Raw genomic sequence first — 16,779 nt, 5'->3', positions numbered from 1 at the left:
AAGCTGCTAGAGGGATAACCGAAGCTCAGCCTCGAAACCCGGCAAGCACGTGCTGTGTCAGGGCGGTTTTCTCCTTCCGGCATGGCGCAGTCATGGTCGGAAGGCAGAATATGGACCCTCGAATCTTTCTATTGGCACTGGCGACGTTCGCCACCGGCACGGCCGAAAACATCGTCATCGGCATTCTGCCCGATGTCGCCTTGGGCCTTGGCGTTTCGCTTGGGCTTGCCGGTCAGCTGACGGCCGTCTTCTCGTTGACCTTTGCGCTCGCAGCGCCGGCAGCGCTTGTGCTGACCCGGCGCATGGAGCGCAGGACGATCCTCGTTTTCGCCTTGGCGGCGTTCTTTCTGAGCAATCTGGCTGCAGCCTTGAGTCCTGGCATCGCGGTGCTGTTTGCAACACGCATCGCCATGGCAGCGGCAAGCGCCACCGCCTGTCTCGTGGCCACCATGCTGGCGACCGAGCTCGCCGGGCCCGACAGGCGCGGACGGGCAATCGGCCTGATCTTCATGGGAATCAGCGGGTCGATGGTGCTGGGCGTGCCCGCCGGAATGTTGATCAGCGGCCTGTTTGGCTGGCGCATCGTGTTCTTGGCGCTGGCGTTGCTGGCCTTGTTGATTCTTGCGCTCTGCCAGCTGTTGCTGCCTGTTTCAAGCAGAGGGCCGCGCGACATGGCGGGCTATCGTCGCCATGTCGGGTCGCTGCGGCTTTTGTCCGGGCAGCTGGTGTCGATCCTGATGATAGGTGGTCACTTCGTCCTGTTTGCCTATCTCGCACCTTATGCAGTCGACGCGGTCGGCTTCGACGACGACACGCTCGTACCCATCTTCGTGGCCTTTGGCGTGGCCGGCGTCAGCGGCGGCTATCTCGGCGGCTGGCTGACGGACGTCGTCACGCCGCGTGCCGCGATCCTTGTCGTCCCGCTTGCCTATCTGGCGGTCCTGCTTGCCATTCCGGCCGTCTCTTCCATGCCGATGGCGTTCCTCGGCCTGATGATGGTCTGGGCCTGCATTAGCTGGATGATCTCGCCAGTGGTGCAGAGCTTCCTGATCAGCGCGGGGCCTGAGACCGCGGAAGCCGGCGTCAGCCTCAACCTGTCGGCGATGCATGTCGGCGTGGCTCTTGGCACCGCGATCGGCGGGCTGGCGCTCGATCGAGGTTCCGCAGCGGCCTTGCCGTGGACAGGCGCCATCCTCGCGGCCATTGCCGTAGCGGCGAGCCTGATTGCTTCCTGGCGCGCCGGAAGCAAGCAGGGGAGACCAGCCATCGGAGTTTGAAAAGTCGGAATTTTCGGTCGACTATGCCGGCATGAAGCGCTTCGCATTCGTCCTCGCCCGCGACTTTACGCTGTCGCCGCTGTCGTTGTTCGTCGACACGCTCCGGCTGGCCGGGGATGAGGGTGACCGCAGCCGACGTGCGGCCTTCGACTGGCAGATCATCGGCGAGCTGGGGCTGCCCATCCGGGCGAGTTCCGGCATCGAGCTGATGCCGACCGCACCGGCCCTCCGGCCTGAGGATTACGACAACATCCTTGTGGTCGGCGGGCTGCTCGGGCGGAAAAACTCGCTGCCGGCATCGGCCGAGAGCTTCGTCGAAAGCGCGGCAAGAAAGTGCGTTCCCGTTGGTGCCCTGTGCACCGGCAGCTTCGTACTTGCCGAGATGGGCTTGCTCGACGGCCACAGGCTTCGGTGAGCTGGTTCCACATCGAGGATTTCCGCTCCCGTTTCCCCGACGTCGACGCTTCCTGCGACCGACTTTTCATCGTCGATGGCAACAGGGCGACATGCTCGGGCGGGGCAGGCGCCGCAGACCTCGCGGCCCATCTGGTCTCAGGGGTCATCGGCGAGCAGTCGGCCGCCAAGGCGTCGCGCATCTTGCTGCTCGACAGGGTCAGGGATGCCGATGCCGTGCAGCCCAATCTCGAGCTTTTCCCCGAGGCGAAGACGCTTTCGGTACGCAGGGCCTTGCTGGTGATGGAAAGCAACCTCCAGGAACCGCTTGCGATCGTCGACGTAGCCCGGTCGGTCGGCGTGTCCACCCGGCAGCTTGACCGCGATTTCGCCAGTCAGCTCGGAACCAGCCCCGCGCGCGCCTATCTGAAGCTGCGCATTAGCCTAGCCACCCGCCTGTTGAGCTCCGGCAAGAATCCGGTCGGCGAGGTGGCGTTCCAGTCCGGCTTCGCCAATGCCGGGCACTTCAGCCGGGTGTTCCGTAAGATGACCGGCCTGTCGCCGACGGAAGCCTCCCGTCGATCGCCGGCGCTGTGAAGCTGTAACATCGGTATATTTCGATTGGGTGCCTATTGGAGCCCACGGGCCACCGCTGGCGTGTATTGGCCGGGCGTAGTCAGGCCGAACCGTCGGCATTTCTTTCGAACTGCGGATATTCCGTGATCACTCAGGCAGTCTCCGGCACCTTCACCTCCGGCATAGCGCCGATCAGCATGCGGGCGTACTCGCTTTTCGGGGCGTCGAAAATCTCGGCGCAGTCGCCCTGTTCGACGAGCTCGCCGCGGTTGATCAGCGCCACCCGGTCGCAGAGATAACGCACGACGGCGAGATCGTGGCTGATGAAGAAATAGGTCAGGCCGAGGCGGTCCTGCAGCTCGCACAGCAGGTTGAGAACCTGCGCCTGAACCGAGACGTCGAGCGCCGACGTCGGCTCGTCGAGCAGCAGCAGTTCAGGACCCGAGGCGAGGGCGCGTGCGATGCAGATGCGCTGGCGCTGGCCGCCGGAGAATTCGTGCGGATAGCGGTGCAGGTGCTGCGGGCCCATGCCGACGAGCGAAAGCAGTTCTGCGGCGCGGTCGCTGCGCTGCCTGTTGGTCAGGCCGAGCGTCTCGTGGTGGATGACAAGTGGTTCCGTGACGATGTCGTAGACCGACATGCGCGGGTTGAGCGAGGCGTAAGGATCCTGGAAGACGATCTGGACGCGCGAGCGCAGGCGACGCAGTTCGGCGTCGGAGAGTTTGCCCAGGTCCTGGCCCTGCACGCGGATGCTGCCCGATGTCGGCGTTTCCAGATGCAGGATCGAACGGGTCAGCGTCGTCTTGCCCGAGCCGCTTTCGCCGACAAGGCCAAAGCTCTCGCCTTTGCGAACGCTGAGCGAGACGTTTTTCAGCGCATGGACCTCGGCTGAGGTGCCGAATATGCCGCGCCGTCCCGGGTAGATCTTCGAGACGTTGTCGATCTCAAGCATGATCTCAGTCATCGACGAGCGCCTCCATTTCGTTGACGCGGATGCAGGCGGCGGCATGGCTGTCGCCCAACGACACCAGGGGCGGCATGGCCGCCGTGCAGGCGGGTTGGGCAAACTGGCAACGCGGCGCGAAGCGGCAGCCCGGCGGCGGCGTGATCAGGTTCGGTACCGAACCTGCAAGGCCGCGAAGCTCGCCGCGCTTGGTTTCACGGGTCGGGATCGCCGACATCAGGGCGCGTGTGTAGGGATGGACCGGGTTGCCGATGACTGCTGCGACCGGCCCGCTTTCGACGATGTTTCCGGCATACATGACAGCGACATGGCTGCAGGTCTGGGCGACGACGCCGAGATTGTGGGTGATGAGCACGACGCCCATGTCGAAGTCGTTGACGCTGTTCTTGATCAGCTTGAGGATCTGCGCCTGGACCGAGACGTCGAGCGCCGTCGTCGGCTCGTCGGCGATCAGAAGGTCGGGGCGGCCGATCAGGGCCATGGCGATCAGAACGCGCTGGCGCATGCCGCCGGAGAACTGGTGCGGATAGTCGTCGAGCCGGGCCAATGCGTTGGGGATGCCGACGCGGGTGAGCATCTCGCCGGCCAGCTTGCGCGCGGCCTGGCGGCGTTCGCGCTGGCCGGCATCGGGCGAACAGCCGATGACATCAGGATCGCGGTCGGCCGCGGCCAGCGCCACGTCGACGAGCTGCTCGCCGATGCGGAAGGCTGGATTGAGATTGGTCGTCGGATCCTGGAAGATCATGCCGATGCGCTTGCCGCGCAGGCGCTGCATCTCAGTCTGGCTGAGCTTGAGCAGGTCCTTGCCTTCGAGCAGGATTTCGCCGGCGGTGTAGTGCGCCGGCGGCGTCGGCTGCAGGCGCGAGACCGACAGGCCGGTGAGCGACTTGCCGCAGCCGCTTTCGCCGACGAGACCCCAGATCTCGCCTCGGTTGACTGTGAGGTTGATGCCGTTCAGCACATGCGCCCGGCCGTCGAAGCTGGACATCCTGAGGTGCAGGTCGCGGATCGAAAGGAGAGGCCGGGTCATCAGCGCCTCGCCTTCGGATCGAGGACGTCGCGCAGGCCATCGCCGAGCAGGTTGAAGCCGAACACGGCCAGGAACATCGCCAAGCCGGGCGCCATCGCCGTCCACCAGTAGTCGGGCATGTAGGAGCGCGAAACAGACAGCAGCGTGCCCCATTCGGGTGTCGGCGGACGAACGCCGATGCCGATGAAGCCGAGGCCGGCGACGGTCAGGATGGCGAACCCCATGTCGAGCGACATCTTGACGATGATCGGCGAGACGACATTGGGCAGGATATGGCGGAAGAGGATGCGCTTGGGCGTTGCGCCGAGGGCGCGGGCGGCGGTGACATAGACCTCCTCGCGCGCTGCCAGCACCTCGCCACGCACCAGCCGCGCATAGCCGGGCCACCATGACAGGGCAATGGCGATGACCATATTGCCGAAACCCGAGCCGAGGGCCGCAGCAATCGCCATTGCAAGGATCAGGCCGGGAATGGTCAAGGTGAGGTCGGTCAGCCGCATCAGCACCTCGTCGATCCAGCCGCGGGCAAAGCCGGCGACCGCACCGACCAGCGTGCCGATCACCGAGCCGATGAGCACGACGCCGAAGCCGGCGAGCACCGACACGGTGGTGCCGGCCATGACCAGCGACAGCACGTCCTGGCCGAGTTCATTGGTGCCGAAGGGATGGGCGACCGATGGCGGCATGAAGCGCGAAGCGGTGTCGACGCCGCCGGCGACATGTTCGGGATAGGGGGCGAGCACGGTGCCAAAGACGGTGAAGAAGATCACCGCCGCGACCATCACGGCGCCGAGCATCGACAGCTTGCTCTGTGAAAAGCGGAAGAAGGCGCGGCGCAGCCTGTCGCGGCGCGGCGTGGCGAAATCGTCCGCAATGTTGTGTTCGGTGGTGCTCATGAGTAGCGGACCTTGGGGTTGATGACGCCGTAGAGCAGGTCGATGACGAGATTGGCGAATACGAAGAGCAGGCCGATCACCAGGGCGACACCGATCACCGGCATCATGTCCTGCGAGACGATGGCCTTGGTGGCGTAGAGGCCGAGACCGGGCCAGTCGAAGACCGTTTCAACCAGCACGGTGCCGCCGAGCAGCCAGCCAAAATAGAGGCCGATCACGGTCAGCGTCGCCGAGACGGCGTTGCGCGCGACGTATTTGGTGATGATCTTGCGCTGCGGCAGGCCGAGCGCGCGTGCGGTCATCACGTAATCCTGCTGCATCACCTCGATCGTCGAGGCACGCATCATGCGCATGATGGTGGCGAGCGGAGACAGCGACATGGCGATGGCCGGAAGCGCCAGGTGGCGCAGCGACATGAAGAAGGCGTTCCAGTTGCCGGCGATCAGGGAATCGATGGTCAGGAAGCCGGTGACGAAGCGCGGCGGGATGACGACGATCGGCAGGCGGCCGCCGAGCGGCAGCCACATCAGCCACATCGCAAAGCAGAGCTGCAGCAGCAGGCCAAGGAAGAAGCGCGGCATCGAGATCGCGCCGATGGCGCCGACCTGGGCCAGGTAGTCGGGCCAGCGATTGCGCCAGACGGCGGTGATGAGGCCGAGCGGGATGCCAACGGCAACCGCGATGAACATCGCTGCGAAAACGAGTTCGAGGGTCGCGGGCAGGTAGGCCTTGATATCGGCAGCGACGGGTCGGCGCGTCAGCAGCGAGGTGCCGAGGTCGCCATGCATCAGGCCGGAGACATAGGTGCCGTACTGCACCCAGACCGGCTTATCCAGGCCATACTCCACGGCAAGCGCTGCGATTTCGGCCTGCGTTGCGTTCGGACCTGCGGCGAGTGCCACCGGATCGCCCGGGAGGAGGCGAGCGATGGCGAACATGATGATCGTCAGTCCGACGATGACCGGTATGAGCAGCAGAAGCCGCCGCAGGATGAAATGCAGCATTGCCGATGTCCTTTGGTTGGAGCTTTGGCGGGCCCGAAGGCCCGCCAAATGTTCGACTTAGCCGAGCGACAGGCCCCAGGCCTCGATGGCATTGGAGGCGACCGGGGTGAAGTGATAGTCCTTCACGGTGTCGCGCATGGCGAGCTTGCGGCGCTCCAGCACACCGAAGACGTCGGGGGCGTCCTCGACGACCTTCTTCTGGAATTCGCCATAGATCGCGACGCGCTTTGCCTGGTCGATTTCCTTGCGGCCGGCCTCGATGAGAGCGTCGACTTCGGGGTTCTTGTACACCGCGTTCTGCCATGCGCCGTTGCGCGACGAGTGGTAGGCCGCATAGGCGATGTTGTCGGGGTCGCCGTAGTTTGCCGTCTGGTAGACCGGGAACAGGTCGGGGAAGGTTTCCGGCGACTTGCAGGCGGTGACCATGTCGGGCCAGTTCATCGGCACGATCTCGAGGTCGATGTTCAGCTGCTTGAGGCTGTCGAGCATGATCAGCGCCCAGCGGCGCTGCTGCTCGAGACCCGAGACGTGGTACATCTTGAGCTTGAAGCCGCCTTCCGGCTTGGCCGACTTGGCCATGAACTCCTTGGCCTTGGCCATGTCGGTGCCATAGGCGGCAAGGTTGGCGTCGAAGCCGAGGATGCCCATCGGCAGCGGGCCTTTCATCAGGTCGGCATAACCCGCGGCGTCGAGGATCGCCTGGTAGTTGGTGGCGTAGGAGATCGCCTTGCGCAGGTTGATGTCGGCGCAGGGGCCGTGCTGGGTGTTCATCTTGATCGAGAAGGTGCGGTATTCCGGCTCGATGACGCTGACGACGCCCGAGGCGTCCTTCAGCGCGTCCATATCCTCGCTGGTGAGGTCGGTGGCGATGTGGGCTTCGCCGCGCTGGATCATCAGGCGCTGGGTAGCGGTTTCGCGGACGATCTGCCAGATCACGCCTTCGAGGTTGCCGCCGCCGGCCTGCCAGGCCTCAGGCGCGCGGGCCAGTTGATAGAGTGTGCCGACCTCGAAGCGGGCAACCGAGAATGGGCCGGAGCCGGCAGTATTGGTCATAAGATAGGTTTCGCCTGAATCACTGCCGAGATTGGCTTCGACCACCGCCTTCTCGACGATGAAGATCCAGGGCAGAACCTGCAGGAACGGCGCGAAGGGGGCGGTGAGCTTGAACTTGACCGTGCCGGCGTCGACGGCCGTCACGCCCTCGGCGGTGACGATATCACGGATCATCCAGGAGTTGCCCTTGGCGAGCTTCAGCGCACGGGCGAAGGAGTAGACGACGTCGTCTGCCGTAACGGCATTGCCGGAGTGGAACTTGGCGGCCTTGTTCAGGACGAAGGTGAATTCCGTGCCGTCGGGGCTGACCGTCCAGCTCTCGGCGATGCCGGGGGCGGGCACCGGCGGGTTGCCCGAGATGCGCACCAGCGGGTCATAGACGTTGCGCATGAAGAACGAGGCGGAATAGCCGGTCGCGGTGTGCGGGTCGAAATTGGGGATGTCCTGGCCGGCGGCGATGATCAGGACGCCGCCGGACTGGGCGAAGAGCTGACGCGGGAACACCGTGGTGGCGAGGCCGACGCCGGCGAGGGCCAGTAGGCCGCGCCGCGAGATGTTGAACTGGTCAGAGGTCATTGCATTGCTCCTGTCGAATGTCTGGTCGTCATTGCAAATGGGCGGCGCCAGTTGGCCGGGCGCCGCCGGATCTCGATGGGGCAGTCAGGCCCAGGCCACATTTTCCTGCGGTGCCACGGTGCCGGACGTTCCCGGTTCGTGGCGGTAGTTGAGCGCGACGTGGTCGGGCGTGACGAAGCCAAGCGCGAGGTCGCGGGAGATCGCTGCCGGGGAACGCTCGGCGGAGTTGCCGTAGCCGGAGCCGCCGGCGAGCACGAGCTCGACCACCTGGTCGGTCCGATGCAGTGACACCAACTCGCCGGTACCGCAGTCGCGCAGCACGCGGCCGTCGGTGGAGAGCACCCGGCCGCGGGCACCACCGCCGGCCTGGCCGCCGAACAGGCCGTCGATCGGGTTGTCGACACCTTCTGGGTAGACGGAGACGAGCATCTCCAGTCCGTCCTCTTCGCGCTTGCGGAAGCGAACGACCTGGCCGAGGCCTCCGCGCATCTTGCCGGCACCGCCGCTGTCGGCGCGGAATGCCTTCTCCAGCACCAGCACTGGAACGCGGCTTTCCATCAACTCGATGGAGGTGTTGGCAGCCGAGGTCGGCCACAACAGCGAGGAGTGGCCGTCGCCGCGCTCGGAGCCGCCCTGGCCGCCGCCGCAGAAGAGCATGTCCGAATAGAACTGCCCGTCCTTGGTCTGGCCGTAGACGTTCGCCGCAACCGCAAGCCCGGTGAAGGATTGGACCATTTCGGGTGAGGCCGACGACAGGGCCGCGAAGATGTTCGGCGCGAGATACCAGCCGGTGCGGGTGCGCAGGTTCACGGCCGCCGGATATGTCGGATTCAGGATCGAACCTTCTGGTGCCGTCACCGTGAACGGGCGATAGCAACCGGCATTGCCGCGCACCGCAGGCGTCAGCATGCACTTCAGCGGGTAGGTCGCATGGGCTGCGGTATAGTTCAGCGTCGAGTTGAGACCACCCTGTGGCAACTGCGGCGGGGCGCCGTCGAAATCGACAGTGATGCTGTCGCCTTCGACCTTGACCAGGACGGGGTAAGTGATGGTCTCGCCGAGCGGATTGTTGGTGATGACCGAGCGGTACTCGCCATCGGGCAGTGCGCGGATTGCGTCGCGCATCGCCTTTTCCGACAGGCCCTGCACCACTTCGGCGAGGGCACCGAGGTCATGCATGCCATAGTCATGCATGAAGGCATCGAGACGTTCCGCGCCGAGCTTGTTGGCTGCGACGAAGGAGAAGATGTCGCCCAGCACCTGTTCGCCGTTGCGGACGTTCTGGCGGATGAGCTGGATCAGGGTCTCGTTGGGCCGTCCCTCCTCGAAGATCTTCATCGGGGGGATCTGCAGGCCTTCTTCATAGATCTCGCGGGCATGCAGCGAGTCCTTGGTGCCGCCGATGTCGGAGACGTGGCCGACTGTGCCCATCAGGCCGACGAGCTTGCCATTGCGGAAGGCCGGCGTGACGATGGCGATGTCGAACAGGTGACCGGCGCAGAGCCACGGATCGTTGGTGATCAGCACGTCGCCGGGCTTCAGCGTATCGGCCGGATAGCGCTCCAGCAGGGCCTTGACCGCGCGCGGCAGCGTCAGGTTGAACACCGGCATGGCGCGCGGGCTGTGGGCCAGCGTCTCGCCGTCCTTGTCGAGCAGCTCGCAGGCAAAATCCTGCGCCTCGGCGATGACGAGCGAGAAGGCGGTGCGGCAGACGGTAAGCCACATCTCCTCAACGACGTTGACGAGACGCGACCACATGATCTCGAGGCCGATCGGATCGCCCTTGATGCGGGCGACAGCCTCGGCGCGGGTCATGTCGTCGGTGACGAACGCATCGGCGGCCTTGAGCGCGCCGACCTGGACGCAGAGGTTCTGGCCGGCGTCGATCGTGACGCTGTCGGATGGGCCGACAACGGTTGTGGATTCACGCTCTTCGATGATTGCCGGACCCGCAATGGTGTCGCCGCTGCGCAGCGCGTAGCGATCGTAGACGGCCGTCTCGAACTTGCCTTCGTCGAACCAGCAGACGCGATGGCCCTTGATCCGAGCTGCAGTATCGCCGCCGCCGGTGGCGCCGGTGAGCGACAACTGAGGCGTCGGGCCGGCGACGCGGACGCGGAAGTTGACGGATTCGAAACGCGCGCCCTCGAAAGGCTCGGCGTAGCGGGCCGAGTAGGCGCGGACGAAGGCTTCGCGAATGGCCGGCAGATCGGCTTCGCCAAGAGTCGTCGTGGGCAGCGCCACGCTGATGTCGTGCATCTGGCCGACGAGGCGCATGTCGGCGCTGCGCTCGACAACAATGTCGCCTGCCGCGATGCCGGAGCGGGTCAGCTGGTGCCGTCCCTCGTCTTCGAGGGCGGTCAGCACGCCATTGACGGCGTCCGTGTCAAAGCCAGTCTTCAGCTCGACACGCAGCGACCGCACACCCTCGAAGGACAGTGGGGCTGCAAGGAAGCCGAGGGCAGATGCCGCACCTGATGCCGGTGGGATCAGCACGGAGCTGATGCCCATGGCACGTGCCACGTCGACCGCATGGGCCGGACCGGCGCCGCCGAAGCCGACCATGGAGTATTCGCGCGGATCCTTGCCGCGTTCGACAAGGTGTACGCGGGCAGCCGAGGCCATGCTTTCGACCACCACCTTGTGGATGCCAAGCGCGGCTTCTTCGATGGTCAGGTTCAACGGTTCAGCCACCCGCGCAATCGCTGCACGTGCGGCCTCGAGGTCGAGCTTCATGCGACCGCCGAGGAAGAAGTTCGGGTCGTAATAGCCGAGCGTGAGGTTGGCGTCGGTGACCGTCGGCTGCTTGCCGCCCATGCCGTAGCAGGCCGGGCCCGGATCGGAGCTGGCGGAATGCGGGCCGACCTTCAGCAGGCCGACGTCGTCGATGGCGGCGATCGAACCGCCGCCGGCGCCGATCTCGATCATCTCGATGACCGGAGCCTTGATCGGCAGGCCGGAACCCTTGACGAAGCGGTGGACGCGCGCGGCTTCCATCATCGGCGAGATCTCGGCGCGGCCGTCCTCGATCATGCAGGCCTTGGCGGTGGTGCCGCCCATGTCGAAAGAAATGACGTCGGACAGGCCGGCCGCCTTGCCGAACAGCGCGGTGGCGAGGCCGCCGCCAGCCGGGCCGCTTTCGAGCAGCCGGATCGGGAAGTCGCGTGCGGTTTCCAGCGACATCAGGCCGCCGGCCGAATGCATCAGCCTGAGCGCGCCGGCAAAGCCAGCACCGCGCAGCGACTTCTCGAGCTTGGTCAGATAGCGGTGCATCAGGGGCTGAACGAAGGCGTTGGCGCAGGTCGTGACAATGCGCTGGTACTCGCCCATTTCGGCGACGACTTCGCTCGACATCGAGATCGACAGCTCGGGGAAGGCGGCGCGGATGATGTCGGCGGCGCGCCGCTCATGCGCCGAATTGGCATAGGAGTGCATGAAGGCGATGGCCACCGCCTCGCAACCCTGCGCGACCAGCGCCTTTGCCGCCTGCAGGACCTGTGCTTCGTCGAGCGCGGTTTCCACCTTGCCCGACGCATTCATGCGCTCGTCGACCTCGAGGCGCAGGTCGCGGCTGACCATGGGGTCGGGGAAGGAGACGAACAGGTCATAGATGTCGTAGCGCTGCTCGGTGCCCATTTCGAGCAGGTCGCGGAAGCCGCGCGTGGTGATCAGGCCGACCGGCGCGCCCTTGCGTTCGATGACCGCGTTGGTGACCAGCGTCGTGCCGTGGACGATCTCGCCGACGTCTGCGTGCTTGATGCTCTTGAGATCCAGCAGTTCCTGCAGGCCGAGCAACGCGGCCTGGGACGGGTCGTGCGGCGTGGTCAGCCGCTTGTGCAGCGTGACGGAATGGTTCTGGCTGTCATAGAGCACGAAGTCGGTGAAGGTTCCACCAATGTCGAACCCCACGCGCCAGCGGTTGGGCAGATCACTCATTACTGATGTCCTTTTCTTCAGATCCGGGGGGCGACGAAGGCGCTGTCGCCCAGGTCCTCGGCTATGCGGGCGGCCCCTTTGGCGAGGGCGGCGATCATCTCGTCACGGCCTTTGGTGTCGACGAGTGCGTGGGGGTAGACGATGCAGAGGCTGACGGCTTCGTCGGTGCGGGGGTCGGCGACCGAAATCGCGATGGCGTCGACGCCGGGTGTGGCTTCCTGGCTCGAATAGGCGAAGCCCTGGTTCCGCACTTTCGAGAGCTGCTCGCCCAGATCATGCAGCGCGCTGTGGCCGGCGTAGAGCGCATGCACTGCTTCCTCGCCGAGCCGCGCCAGAAGCGAGCGGCCGGTTGCGCTGAGATGGGCGGGCAGGCGCCGGCCGATGTTGCTGACGACGCGCAGCGCGTTGGTGCCCTGGAAGTCGGCGACGGCGGTCACCTCCTTACCGTCGCGGACGGAGATGTAGCCGGTGTGCCCGAAGGTGGCGCTGGCTTCGGCCACCACTTCACTGGCGCGGCCGATCAAAAGCGAAGAACGGCGGTAGGCGGCGGCGAGGTCGAGCATCAGACGACCCGGGCGGTGCCGGTGGCTGTCGCCGATCGTCTCCAGCATGTTCGCCTCGCGCATCGCCTTCAACAGGCGCGATGCATTGGCTTTGGGCATACCCAGCAGGCGCACGACGTCCGAAACCGTCAGGTCGGGACAGTCGTTGCCGAAGCACCTCAGCACATCCGCGGCGTTGTTCAGGACCGACATTTCTCCTCCGAGTCGTTCCATTAAATGGAACTCAAGTTCCACTTTATGCAACTAATGCTCTCGTCCGTTCATTCGGTCAAGCTAAAAAATGAGCCGACTTTCCGATGCCGCCGGCCCGGTGGCATCGCGGATCGCACAGGCAAAGCTCCGCCCATCCCGGCAGCGATGTCGGGATCGAGCGAAGTCCTCAGATCAAGAAATTGATTTTGTTGGTGCGGCCGCGCTCAGGCGGCGCCGCGCACCTCGACCAGCCGGGCCAACAGGCTGGCGCCGACAGGCAGGATCGTGTCGTCAAAAATAAATCCGGAATTGTGCAGCGGAACGGTTCCGCCATGCCCCAGATTGAAGAAGGCACCCGGAACGACGCGCAGGAGATCGGCCATGTCCTCCGATCCCATCGTCAGTTCGGCGCTCGGCTGCGCCTTGTCGCCGACGATCTCCTGGGCCACCTCGATGAGGTTGTCGACCCGCTCCGGATCGTTCGACAGCACGTCGAAGATATTGCGGATGTCGGCGACAATGTCGATTTCGTGGGCGAGTGCGAAGCCGGCGCACAGCTTGCGGATGCGGTTTTCGATCAGTTCGCCGTCAGCGTCGTGGAAATAGCGGAAGGTGCCGCGCAGCACTGCGGTTTCCGGAATGACGTTGTAGGCGGAGCCGGCGTGGAACTGCGTCACCGAAACGACGGCGGGATGCGTCGGGTCGGTGTTTCGCGAGACGATCTCCTGCATCTCCTTGATCAGGCCGGAGCCGATGGTGATCGGATCACGGCTGGCCTGGGGCATGGCGCCGTGGCTGCCGCGGCCATGGATCGTAATGTCGAAGAAGCTGGCGCCGGCCTGCGCCTTACCCGGCCGGATCGTCAGCTGGGAATGGCCCTGATAGGGCGAATTGTGCATTCCGTAGAGCTCGTCGCAGGGGAAGCGGTCGAACAGGCCGTCGCGCAGCATGGCGCGCGCGCCGCCGAGGCCTTCCTCCGCCGGCTGGAAGATCAGCACGGCGCGGCCGGCGAAGTCGCGGTTTCCGGCGAGATAGCGCGCCGCACCCAGCAGCATGGTGGTGTGCCCGTCATGGCCGCAGCCGTGGAACACGCCCGGGTTCTTCGAGGCGTAGGGCAAGTTGGTCAACTCGTCCATCGGCAGGGCGTCCATGTCGGCGCGCAAGCCGATGCTGCGCCCCGGCCTGTTGCCCTCGATGATGCCGACGAGGCCGGTGCCGCCGATGCCGCGCTCGACAGTGACGCCCCAGCTGGTGAGCAGATCCGCCACACGCTGCGAGGTGCGATGCTCCTCGAAGCCGAGCTCGGGATGCTGGTGGAAATCCTGGCGTATCGCGGTGAGATCTGGGGCGAACTGGGCGATCTGTTCAATCACGGGCATGGTGAACCGTCTTTCGTGGCTTTTGCCCGTCAGTGGCACTGGCGTCTTGTGAAGGCAAGCGTTTCGTCCTAGGGCGTCAAAGACGTGAACGAAGGCGAGGTCGATGACCGCCGGTCGCCGACGCTTCAGATTCAGCCGCCTGAGAGGAAAAAGAATGTCGGTACAGACGATCGAGACGATTGCGGAAGAAGCCGGGCAGTGGCGCCGCCACCTGCACCAGAATCCCGAGCTCCTGTTCGATCTGCCCGAGACATCGGCCTTCGTCGCCGACAAGTTGAAGTCCTTCGGCTGCGACGAGGTCGTCACCGGTATCGCCAAGACCGGCGTCGTGGCGGTGGTGAAGGGAAAGCTGGGCGCCGGCCGCACCATCGGCCTGCGCGCCGACATGGATGCGCTGCCGATCGCCGAGCAGACCAATCTGGTCCATGCGTCGAAGAACCCGGGCAAGATGCATGCCTGCGGTCATGACGGCCACACGGCGATGCTGCTCGGTGCAGCAAGTCACTTGGCCTCGACCAGGGATTTTGCCGGCACTGCCGTGCTGATCTTTCAGCCAGCGGAAGAGGGCGGCGCCGGCGGTCGCGTCATGCTCGAGGAAGGCCTGCTCGAACGTTTCGGCATCGAGGAGGTCTTCGGCATGCACAACGAGCCGGGCCTGCCAGTCGGCTCGTTTGCGATCAAGCCCGGTCCGATGCTGGCCGCTGCCGACCGCTTCGTGGTCAAGCTGAACGGCAAGGGCTCGCATGCCGCGTCCCCGCATGAATCGCGCGATCCGGTCCTGATCGCGGCGCATCTGGTGACGGCGCTGCAGTCGATCGCCTCGCGCAACGTCGATCCTTTCGACCCGGTCGTCGTTTCGGTGACCTATCTCGCGGGTGGCAGCGAGGCTGCACTCAACGTCATTCCCGAGCAGGCCGTCGTCGGCGGCACGATCCGCACGATCAACCCTGAGACACGCAAGGCCGTCGAGCAGCGTTTCCGGGATATCGTCGCCAACACCGCGCGCCTCTTCGAAGCCCAGGCCGAGATCGACTGGCGCCCTGGCTATCCGGTAACCGTCAACGACCCTGAAATGACCAAGGCAGCGATTTCAGTCGCCTCCGACGTAGTCGGTGCGGACAAGGTCAATGGCAACTGCCAGTGCACCATGGGCGCGGAGGACTTCTCCTATATGCTCGAAAAGCGCCCCGGCGCCATGATCTGGCTGGGCAACGGCGACTCCGCCGGCCTTCACAACCCCGCCTACGACTTCAACGACGGCGCCATCGTCCATGGTATCAGCTACTGGACGACGCTGGTCGGCGAGCGGCTGGCGAACCGCGGCTAGACGATCGAGGGCCGCCGCAGATCGCCCTTGTGGAGCAACAGACGCCGATGGCATCGTCAACCCGGTCTCAGGATGAAGGCTGGGGGCAACCTGTCGCTGCGAGCTGTGCATGCGGTTGGCATGCGCTTTGTCAGCGCTGCACGACTGCTGTTAGACCAGATGGGCGACCTGGGCTCCCGCTTCGTACCAGGCCTCGCGGCTCCGGCGGAACGGCGCTGATGTAACTTCGGAGACCGGCAGGGGCAGGTCGGCGTAGGTCTTTTCGCCTGATATCAGCAGCGCCAGCTCGCGGCCGAACACCGTTCCGGGGGCGATGCCGCGGCCGTTGTAGCCGGAAAAGCCGACGGCGTTGGGGCCGAATGTGTGCAGCCTCGGGATCGCGTCGCCGGTCATGCCGATCTGGCCGTACCATTCGTGCTCGAAGGTGATGTCGCCAAGTTCGGGGTAGAGCTTGGCCAGGGCGCGGCGGGCCCAGGCCTTGTGGATGGCCGTGCCGGAATTGCGCAGCGCGCCAACGCTGCCGAACACCAGTCGCCCGGCGCGATCCATCCGGAAGGAGGACAGGATTGTCTTGGTGTCCCACACGCCTTCGCGTCCTGGCAGGACCTTGCGCAGCAGCTCCGGCGAGAGCGGCTGGGTCGCCAGGTTGAAATAGGGCAGGTGGACCTGCTCGGTGCGCACCATCTGCCAGGGCCCGGCGCTGTAGGCATCGGTGGCAACGACCACCCAGTCGGCGTCGACGCTGCCACCTGGTGTGGTCAGGCGCCAGCGCTTGTCCTTGCGCTCGGCTGTCGTGACTGGGCTGGACGTATGCAGCATCACACCCGCCTTGACGACAGCGGTTGCCAGTCCGCGCGCATAGGCCAGCGGCTGCAGCGTTCCGGCGCGTGCGTCATGGAGCGCGCCGAGATAGGCCGAGGTGCCGAGCCGTGCCGCGGTTTCTGCGGCATCGAGCACCCTGACCGGCGCGCCACGCTTTTGCCACTGCGCCTCGCGCTCCCTGATCTCGGCGAGGCCCGAAGCGCCGGCCGCGCAATGCAGCGTGCCGTTGCGTTCCAGCTCGCAGTCGATGCCATGCCTGTCGATCAGCGCCATGACCTCAGCCGGCCCGTCGCCGAGCAGCTTGAGCAGCCGTTCGCCATGGTCGCGCCCAAGCGCCGCTGAGACGTCGTCAGGTGCGAGCCACAGGCCGGCATTGATCAGCCCGACATTGCGGCCGGCGCCGCCAAAGCCGATCTCTCTGGCTTCCAGCAGCACCACCCGGCGGCCGGCTTCGGCAAGATGCAGCGCGCAAGACATGCCGGTATAGCCGCCGCCGACGATGACGATCTCGGTCGAGACGTGCCCGGCGAGCGCCGTCGTTGCCGGTGCCGCCGGCGCCGTCGCTTGCCACAGCCCATGCGAGCGCGGTCCATGGGAATGCGGCCCGTTTGAATGCGGCATGTGTGGGGTGCTGAGCATCGGCAGGCGTCCGTGGCTGCAGGTTGTCGGGGAGATTGGCCCGGTCATGACATCGAGCCGAGGGCCGATTGCGCCGCCCGCTTTCGCGGACAGCGCCTGGTGTCATGCGGCGGCTGCGGCGTGGCCGATGCCATCGCCGCAGCTAGTCGCGT

13 protein-coding genes are annotated in these 16,779 nt (G+C 65.5%); 4 read left to right on the top strand and 9 right to left on the bottom strand.

Going from position 1 to position 16,779, the window contains the following annotated elements; all coding sequences use genetic code 11:
* Positions 1-110: 110 nt before the first annotated feature.
* The 3 genes from Amn_RS19205 to Amn_RS19195 are packed head-to-tail and all read left to right on the top strand — an operon-like array spanning position 111 to position 2,267.
* On the top strand, positions 111-1,277 hold the full coding sequence (locus Amn_RS19205; protein ID WP_286290939.1) for an MFS transporter: 1,167 nt from the start codon (positions 111-113) through the stop codon (positions 1,275-1,277).
* Positions 1,278-1,308: 31 nt separating this feature from the next.
* Positions 1,309-1,692 carry a DJ-1/PfpI family protein gene (locus tag Amn_RS19200; protein ID WP_286290938.1) on the top strand — a complete coding sequence of 128 codons (384 nt, stop codon included), beginning with the start codon at positions 1,309-1,311 and terminating at the stop codon, positions 1,690-1,692.
* On the top strand, positions 1,689-2,267 hold the full coding sequence (locus Amn_RS19195; protein ID WP_286290937.1) for a helix-turn-helix domain-containing protein: 579 nt from the start codon (positions 1,689-1,691) through the stop codon (positions 2,265-2,267). The genes Amn_RS19200 and Amn_RS19195 overlap by 4 nt, the downstream gene beginning before the upstream one ends.
* A gap of 130 nt (positions 2,268-2,397) precedes the next feature.
* Here the strand turns inward: Amn_RS19195 and Amn_RS19190 are convergent, their stop codons facing one another.
* From Amn_RS19190 to Amn_RS19155, 8 genes are all read right to left on the bottom strand, one after another.
* Positions 2,398-3,210 carry an ATP-binding cassette domain-containing protein gene (locus Amn_RS19190; protein WP_067960040.1) on the bottom strand — a complete coding sequence of 271 codons (813 nt, stop codon included), beginning with the start codon at positions 3,208-3,210 and terminating at the stop codon, positions 2,398-2,400.
* A complete protein-coding gene (locus Amn_RS19185) occupies positions 3,203-4,240 on the bottom strand; it encodes an ABC transporter ATP-binding protein (RefSeq protein WP_286290936.1) in 1,038 nt (345 codons plus the stop codon). Before Amn_RS19185 ends, Amn_RS19190 begins: the two co-directional genes overlap by 8 nt.
* Entirely contained in the window at positions 4,240-5,136 is an 897-nt protein-coding gene (locus Amn_RS19180) for an ABC transporter permease (protein WP_067960045.1), read from the bottom strand. Before Amn_RS19180 ends, Amn_RS19185 begins: the two co-directional genes overlap by 1 nt.
* Positions 5,133-6,140: an ABC transporter permease gene (locus Amn_RS19175; protein WP_067960048.1), complete on the bottom strand. Its 1,008-nt coding sequence runs from the start codon at positions 6,138-6,140 to the stop codon at positions 5,133-5,135. Before Amn_RS19175 ends, Amn_RS19180 begins: the two co-directional genes overlap by 4 nt.
* Before the next feature lie 57 nt (positions 6,141-6,197).
* Positions 6,198-7,769 carry an ABC transporter substrate-binding protein gene (locus tag Amn_RS19170; protein ID WP_067960050.1) on the bottom strand — a complete coding sequence of 524 codons (1,572 nt, stop codon included), beginning with the start codon at positions 7,767-7,769 and terminating at the stop codon, positions 6,198-6,200.
* A gap of 84 nt (positions 7,770-7,853) precedes the next feature.
* A complete protein-coding gene (locus Amn_RS19165; protein WP_286290935.1) occupies positions 7,854-11,705 on the bottom strand; it encodes a hydantoinase B/oxoprolinase family protein in 3,852 nt (1,283 codons plus the stop codon).
* A gap of 17 nt (positions 11,706-11,722) precedes the next feature.
* The gene (locus tag Amn_RS19160) at positions 11,723-12,460 is read right to left on the bottom strand and encodes an IclR family transcriptional regulator (RefSeq protein WP_286290934.1); all 738 of its coding nucleotides are present in this window, start codon (positions 12,458-12,460) and stop codon (positions 11,723-11,725) included.
* 224 nt (positions 12,461-12,684) lie between these two features.
* Positions 12,685-13,839 carry a M20 aminoacylase family protein gene (locus tag Amn_RS19155; protein ID WP_286290933.1) on the bottom strand — a complete coding sequence of 385 codons (1,155 nt, stop codon included), beginning with the start codon at positions 13,837-13,839 and terminating at the stop codon, positions 12,685-12,687.
* 154 nt (positions 13,840-13,993) lie between these two features.
* Here Amn_RS19155 and Amn_RS19150 point away from each other — a divergent pair, with 154 nt between their 5' ends.
* Entirely contained in the window at positions 13,994-15,166 is a 1,173-nt protein-coding gene (locus tag Amn_RS19150; protein ID WP_263006550.1) for a M20 aminoacylase family protein, read from the top strand.
* A gap of 150 nt (positions 15,167-15,316) precedes the next feature.
* Here Amn_RS19150 and Amn_RS19145 read toward each other — a convergent pair whose 3' ends face one another.
* Entirely contained in the window at positions 15,317-16,627 is a 1,311-nt protein-coding gene (locus tag Amn_RS19145) for an NAD(P)/FAD-dependent oxidoreductase (RefSeq protein ID WP_286290932.1), read from the bottom strand.
* Positions 16,628-16,779 lie beyond the last annotated feature (152 nt).

It is taken from the genome of Aminobacter sp. Y103A (assembly GCF_030294925.1).
GTDB lineage: Bacteria > Pseudomonadota > Alphaproteobacteria > Rhizobiales > Rhizobiaceae > Aminobacter > Aminobacter ciceronei.
Note: the sequence above shows the minus strand (reverse complement) of the source record. Positions and strands in the feature narration are given on the sequence as shown.

Excerpts from the sequence above, each read along its gene's own strand:
- Amn_RS19170 (WP_067960050.1), bottom strand. The coding sequence starts at position 7,769 with ATGACCTCTGACCAGTTCAACATCTCGCGGCGCGGCCTACTGGCCCTC.
- Amn_RS19175 (WP_067960048.1), bottom strand. The coding sequence starts at position 6,140 with ATGCTGCATTTCATCCTGCGGCGGCTTCTGCTGCTCATACCGGTCATC.
- Amn_RS19155 (WP_286290933.1), bottom strand. The coding sequence starts at position 13,839 with ATGCCCGTGATTGAACAGATCGCCCAGTTCGCCCCAGATCTCACCGCG.
- Amn_RS19205 (WP_286290939.1), top strand. The coding sequence starts at position 111 with ATGGACCCTCGAATCTTTCTATTGGCACTGGCGACGTTCGCCACCGGC.
- Amn_RS19145 (WP_286290932.1), bottom strand. The coding sequence starts at position 16,627 with ATGCTCAGCACCCCACACATGCCGCATTCAAACGGGCCGCATTCCCAT.
- Amn_RS19150 (WP_263006550.1), top strand. The coding sequence starts at position 13,994 with ATGTCGGTACAGACGATCGAGACGATTGCGGAAGAAGCCGGGCAGTGG.
- Amn_RS19190 (WP_067960040.1), bottom strand. The coding sequence starts at position 3,210 with ATGACTGAGATCATGCTTGAGATCGACAACGTCTCGAAGATCTACCCG.
- Amn_RS19200 (WP_286290938.1), top strand. The coding sequence starts at position 1,309 with ATGAAGCGCTTCGCATTCGTCCTCGCCCGCGACTTTACGCTGTCGCCG.
- Amn_RS19160 (WP_286290934.1), bottom strand. The coding sequence starts at position 12,460 with ATGTCGGTCCTGAACAACGCCGCGGATGTGCTGAGGTGCTTCGGCAAC.
- Amn_RS19165 (WP_286290935.1), bottom strand. The coding sequence starts at position 11,705 with ATGAGTGATCTGCCCAACCGCTGGCGCGTGGGGTTCGACATTGGTGGA.
- Amn_RS19180 (WP_067960045.1), bottom strand. The coding sequence starts at position 5,136 with ATGAGCACCACCGAACACAACATTGCGGACGATTTCGCCACGCCGCGC.
- Amn_RS19185 (WP_286290936.1), bottom strand. The coding sequence starts at position 4,240 with ATGACCCGGCCTCTCCTTTCGATCCGCGACCTGCACCTCAGGATGTCC.